This window comes from Vibrio sp. OPT46, from assembly GCF_015163535.1.
Lineage (GTDB): Bacteria > Pseudomonadota > Gammaproteobacteria > Enterobacterales > Vibrionaceae > Vibrio > Vibrio alginolyticus.
The window spans coordinates 6,816-10,769 of the sequence record NZ_JADDYG010000359.1 but is presented as its reverse complement, the minus strand read 5'-3'; the positions used below and the strand labels follow the sequence as shown (position 1 = coordinate 10,769).

The 3,954-nt window shown below is 46.7% G+C and carries 6 protein-coding genes; 4 read left to right on the top strand and 2 right to left on the bottom strand.

Features of this window, described 5'->3' with window-relative positions; translation table 11 throughout:
* The 3 genes from IQR33_RS33290 to IQR33_RS16660 all read left to right on the top strand — a co-directional run.
* Window positions 1-209 (top strand): hypothetical protein (locus IQR33_RS33290; RefSeq protein ID WP_228013938.1); only part of this gene is annotated, 209 nt, incomplete at its 5' end.
* Window positions 209-1,318 (top strand): lipocalin-like domain-containing protein, encoded by a 1,110-nt coding sequence (locus tag IQR33_RS16665; RefSeq protein ID WP_193837803.1) that lies wholly within the window; start codon window positions 209-211, stop codon window positions 1,316-1,318. The genes IQR33_RS33290 and IQR33_RS16665, both read left to right, overlap by 1 nt.
* Window positions 1,319-1,421: 103 nt before the next feature.
* A complete protein-coding gene (locus IQR33_RS16660) occupies window positions 1,422-1,688 on the top strand; it encodes a DUF2999 family protein (RefSeq protein ID WP_004746427.1) in 267 nt (88 codons plus the stop codon).
* A 96-nt stretch (window positions 1,689-1,784) separates the two neighbouring features.
* On the opposite strand, the gene IQR33_RS16655 is transcribed toward IQR33_RS16660, so the two are convergent.
* Both IQR33_RS16655 and IQR33_RS16650 read right to left on the bottom strand, forming a co-directional pair.
* Window positions 1,785-2,372, bottom strand: a complete 588-nt coding sequence (locus tag IQR33_RS16655; protein WP_017634515.1) for a GNAT family N-acetyltransferase — start codon at window positions 2,370-2,372, stop codon at window positions 1,785-1,787.
* Between the two features lie 91 nt (window positions 2,373-2,463).
* Entirely contained in the window at window positions 2,464-3,327 is an 864-nt protein-coding gene (locus IQR33_RS16650) for a helix-turn-helix domain-containing protein (protein WP_193837804.1), read from the bottom strand.
* Between the two features lie 184 nt (window positions 3,328-3,511).
* Between IQR33_RS16650 and IQR33_RS33285 the strand changes: the two genes are divergently transcribed.
* On the top strand, window positions 3,512-3,954 hold a 443-nt coding region (locus tag IQR33_RS33285), incomplete at its 3' end, for a helix-turn-helix domain-containing protein (RefSeq protein WP_228013937.1).

Below are 3,954 nucleotides of genomic sequence, written 5' to 3'. Positions count from 1 at the left end.
TGCCCCTCGGAGCAATGGTGGGTTATGTGCTGACAGACATCGTCACCTTACGCGCTTTTGGTTGGAGCTTAAATTATCTGTGGAATTGGAGTGATGCGCTCAGTATTGCGGCGATCACCATCTTGGTGGCGGTGATTGCAACCTTGATTCCGCTGTGGCGATTGGTCAGCAAGCCTGTCGTATCCAGTTTGCAAAGCGAGGTGTTGTGATGGTTCGATTGGCAAGCAAGCTTACTCTACTCATAAGCAGTTTATTCCTGTTCGGTTGTGAAGATGCCCAACAAAAAAATATGGGCACGTTGCTGGGAAGCGGAGATACGCAAAGCGAGAGCAACCTATTCACTCCCGTAGAAAAAGGGGTGGAACTCACCTTTCCTACCGATCATCAAGCGCACCCAAACTTTCGTCATGAATGGTGGTACTTAACCGCTAACTTAATTGATGAAGACGGCAACCCACTTGGCGTTCAATGGACACAATTTCGCTTTGCTGCTGCGCCGCCAACGGACGAAGATGACGTGAAGAAAACCGAGTGGCAAGCTCAACAAATCTACATGGCGCACAGCGCGGTCACGACAACGGACAAACACTACGCCGATGAAAAATGGTCACGCGCTCAATCCTCTCTAGCAGGTGTTGATACGTCTCCATTTCGGGTTTACCTCGATGATTGGCAGTGGACCTCTTCAACCAACGACCTCTTCCCTGCCACATTGAATGCAAACTCCAAACAGTTTGGCTATTCGCTGACGCTTACCAGCACTGCGCCTTATCAAAAGCAAGGCGAGCAAGGTTACAGTACCAAAAGTGGCGATGGTCAGGTGGCTTCGTATTACTACAGCCAACCGTTTATTGATGTCTCCGGTGAAGTCACGATCGATGGCAAAACCCATCAAGTATCCGGCAAAGGCTGGATAGATCGAGAGTGGAGCTCGCAATTCTTACTCGACTCACAACAAGGCTGGGACTGGTTTGCTCTGAGGTTGAGTGACAAAACTAGCTTGGTGGTGTTCCAGTTGCGGGATTCCAAAACCGGACAAGCTAGTTACGCCAGCGCAAAGCTGATGCAGCAAGATGGCTCTGGCATCGCCATTTCTCAAAAAGACATTCGCTTAATAGCAACCAAGCAAACAGAAATCCAAGGGCGAAAGTATCCAACCCAGTGGCAAGTGTCGATTCCAAATCAGCAAATTGATCTTACCGTTTCTGCTCTCAACCCGAACGCGAAAATGCCGCTTTCGGTACCTTATTGGGAAGGCCCAGTACGTATTGAGGGCTCTCATTCTGGGACTGGTTACATGGAGCTAACGGGGTATTGAAATGTTGAGCGGGAGCCCCAATTATTCAGCTAGTACAAACACCGGTAACCGAGTGATACACTGCACCTCAGTGTCATCCAATGAATGATTGAAAGGAAATATGATGAACCCAATTATCGCCTTGCTGAAAGAGAACAATATCAGCGACGAACAAATCAACGAGATTTTTCAGACTCTGACGCAAAACCCTCTAGCGGCAATGGCAACAATCAGCCAACTAGGTTTGCCACAAGACAAGCTACAAATGCTGATGGCGCAAGTGATGCAAAACCCTGCGCTAATTAAAGAAGCCGTAGACGAGTTGGGATTGGATTTCTCAAAGGTTGAAGAAGCAAAAGAGAAGCTTCAAAGCCAAAACCAAGGCAACTAAGTCTTAGCCATTTAGCGCTGAATATAGAAAAGGCCGTTAACCCGAGCATGTGGGTTAACGGCCTTTTTTGTTCGCTACTTTTTTGTCGGCTAATAATCAGCGATTTAAAGACGCGAATTGTTCTGCGGTCATACCGTAGTAAAGCTTGTCGTCAAAGCCTTGCTCTAGTTTGTAGTAGTCTTTCTGACGGCCTTCTTGAGTAAAACCATTTTTCTCTAACGTCTTGTAAGAACCAGCATTAGAAGCGTAGCAATCGGCACTGACTTTATGGGCGTTTAGCTCAGTAAAGCCAATGTCGGTCATCATTTGGCAAGCGCGAGTCGCAACGCCTTTACCCCATGCACAAGTTGGTAATTGATAACCTACTTCGTAGTTGCCAGTTAAGAACATCACTGCGGTCACTGCACACATACCCATGTACTGGCCTTGTTGGTCACGAATCACGAACGTTGGGCTATCTGGCCAAACACTGTCTTTAATCGCTTGTGCCGTATTTTCAATAATAGGGCCAAAGAAACCCTCATATAGGCTGTTGTCAGCAGGTGCGAAGAACAGATACTGATTGACCTTATCATCGTTCAACATCTCGATAATATCTTGTAGATCAGAGCCTTGAATCAGTTGGATAGTCAACGATTCGTTAAATGGGATGGCTTCGCCTTGTTTTAGTTTTTGATATGACATGTGTTACCTCGTTATCTGCTGAAAATAGTAGCTCAGCGGATAAGAGAAAAATTGGATTTTTGCGACAACTTTCGGGCTGATTAGCAATGAATTACGACTCAAAGTCGCCATAGATATCGATGGTTAAGTCGCGCTTTTTCAAGTATTTGCTCGGCGTTTTTCTTAGCTGCTGTTTGAGGGTACGAATCAAATGTGATTGGTCACTGAAACCAAATTGCTGTGAGAAGCTCGCCCAATCAATCGCTTCTTGTTGCTTGTAGAGAGTCAAAATCATCTGCTCCAGACGTGCCATTTGTTGATACTGCTTAACGCTCAACCCCACCACTTGCTTGAAACTGCGCTCAAGCGTTCTTCGAGAACAGGCGCACTGTTTGGCTATCTCATCAATATCCATCGCTAACTCAGGTGAGCGTAGTGCTTGAGCGTCCATCACGGATACCGCTTTTTGTGATGCCAAAAACGGTTTGGTACGGCAAGGGTCGGTATCTAACGCATCTAGATGTTGTTTGATGTAGTTCAGCAACCATTGCGGTGAATCTTGCAACTCTAGCTGCCATAGACCCAGTTGAAAGCGCTCGTCAAACGCCACGTTAAGCCACTCAAACCATTCGCATTGGTTAATTGCACTAACTTGGGATGCATCATTAAAAAGTGACTCAATGGCATACAAACCCTCTGGGCGAAAGGTGATACCGATACGCTTGATGGGAGCCGTATCTTCCAACAACAGTAAATGTTCGTTAGCCGTTAATAAGTGGCAGCCTTTGCCAGCAAGCGTTGTGTCTCCCGTGTCGTAGCTGTAGCCTTGCTCTGATGGCGTAAAGAGTAAATGAGCACGCGGGTTTGGAATAAGGTGCGGCTTGGGGTCAATGACTTCACCCTCTGGCACTTCCAAGTACCAAATTTGATGAATGAGCCATTCGTACTCTGGCAGAGACTGTTTCCAAGCTATCATGATTGTCCTAGCGGTTAGTAAAGATAATAAGCGCAACGTTTTTGCTTAAACATCTGCTCGTTGAGTGTGACTGATTGACGCTCATCTCGCCACGCATTTCTCACCCTGCTCCCTTGCAAGCTTGTTGGATTGCGGTAGGCTTTGAGCAGAGAATACAAGCTGAACAGAACAAGGAAATACCCCGATGCGCGTCGACTACCACCAACGACTGGTTCCTGTGATTCGTTATTTAGAACAACACTTTAATGAACCACTCAACCTGCCAGAAGTGGCTGCGCTGGCGAACCTTTCCCCTTATCACTTTCATCGTACCTTCAAAGCCGTGCAAGGCGAGACATTGGCTGATTTCATTCGACGTTTACGTCTAGAAGCCGCCGCCGATGACTTATTCAAATCCAAGCAACCGGTATTAAACATTGCCCTAGAGTACGGATTTTCTAGCTCACAGAGCTTAGCCAAAGCCTTCAAACAACATTATGGCGTTACACCGACGGCCTTTCGTGACTGCGAAAACTACCAGCAGTTTTCTGAATTAGCACGAAACAGCAAGATTGGACACACGTTGCGCAAGAATGGAAACGAAGTAACACCAAGCGATTCATATACTGGCTCTGAACTCACCAAATG